The 1,505-nt window shown below is 67.5% G+C and carries 1 protein-coding gene; it reads left to right on the top strand.

All coding sequences use genetic code 11. The features are described 5' to 3' along the window. The first annotated feature begins 341 nt into the window (after nt 1-341). Nucleotides 342-1,109 carry a sulfite exporter TauE/SafE family protein gene (locus J5X07_RS12705; RefSeq protein ID WP_208480043.1) on the top strand — a complete coding sequence of 256 codons (768 nt, stop codon included), beginning with the start codon at nt 342-344 and terminating at the stop codon, nt 1,107-1,109. Nucleotides 1,110-1,505 lie beyond the last annotated feature (396 nt).

The following is a 1,505-nucleotide window of genomic DNA, read 5'->3' as shown; positions in this document are numbered from 1 at the left end:
CCCCCCACCCCACCCCCACCTGTTGCACATCTTCACGGCCCTCCATGGCCGCCGGCCCCGACTTTCCCGCATGATCACGCTGCGGCTCCGGCCCAAGATGTGCAGCGGCCCGCCCGCTGCACATCTTCAGCCCGGCCCATCCTCGAGCATCACCAGGATTCCGCGGATAAGTAGGGGCCGCTTGGTGGATCAGGGCCTGAAGATGTGCAACAGGCAGCTGCCCGGTCGCAGGCCGGGCTCAAGCATCACGCCCACCACACGCAGGCCCGGGCTCGGAGAGCGCGGCGGAGCCTGCGACCGTCTTCCCACGGCGCCCGCTGCCCACAAGGAGAGAACCGACTGTGCCCCCCGAGCTCCCGGCCCTGTCCTGGATCCTCCTGCTCCTGGCCGCCGCCCTGGCGGGCCTGGCCAAGACCGCCCTGCCCGGGGCGGCCACCATCGCGGTCGCCCTGTGCGCGGCGATCCTGCCCGCCAGGCAGTCCACCGGGCTCATGCTGCTCCTGCTCATGACCGGTGACCTGCTGGCGGTGCGCAGCTACTGGCATGACGCCTACCTGGTCATGCTGCGGCGCCTGGTGCCCTCCGTGGTCGCAGGAGTGGCCGCGGGCGCGCTCCTGCTGCACGTGGCCTCCGATACCGCCATCCGGCGCGCCATCGGCGTCATCCTGCTGCTGCTCATCGCCCTGACCCTCCTGCAGCGCCATCGCTCCGCAGCACCGGGCGCCCCCGCCGCGACCGCAGGGCACGACACGGCCTCCTCCCGCCCCACCCGCCTGCTGTACGGCACCCTGGCGGGCCTGACCACCATGGTCGCCAACGCGGGCGGGCCAGTGACCTCCATGTACTTCCTGGCCTGCCGCTACCCGGTCAGGGCCTTCCTGGGCACCACCGCCTGGTTCTTCTTCGCCGTCAACCTGGTCAAGCTGCCCTTCTCCATCGCCATCGGACTGGTCAACCCCACCACCCTGGCGCTGGCAGCGATCGGCGCCCCTGTGGTCATCGCCTCCGCCCTCCTGGGACGGCGGCTGGCCGAGCGCATGAGCCAGCGGCTCTTCGAGCCCATCGTCATCGCCCTGACCGTCCTTTCGGCCCTGCCCCTGCTGCGATGATCCTTTCCTTGGCGAGCCTTTTTCCAGCACTCCATGCGCCGTCATGAAAAGCATATCAGCATTGGTTCCAAACCGGCGCACCAACAGGACGCCCCCCGGGAGATCCCAGTCTTCATGAAGATTATTCAGGGGCTGGTACAGACCTGTAGGGCTAGGGTGACTGCAATGGTTTCTTTGAAGGCGCGTAGTGGCCGCTGGCAGTCGCAGGCTCTGATATCCCAGACTTTGATGTGTGCGACGACCCCCTCGACGACGTGTAGGATTTTGTTGGCTCTTCGCATTTGAGGGTGTGGTAGGCAAGATTTATTGGTGTGTTTGGGGTGGGGCTGGGTGGGTGCGTCGTTGCTTGGGTGGGGGTCGAGGTCCCCCGATGATGGGAGCTGCTACACACGCCAC

The organism is Actinomyces bowdenii (assembly GCF_017592395.1).
Classification (GTDB): domain Bacteria; phylum Actinomycetota; class Actinomycetes; order Actinomycetales; family Actinomycetaceae; genus Actinomyces; species Actinomyces bowdenii.
This window is presented reverse-complemented; position numbering and strand designations above follow the sequence as displayed.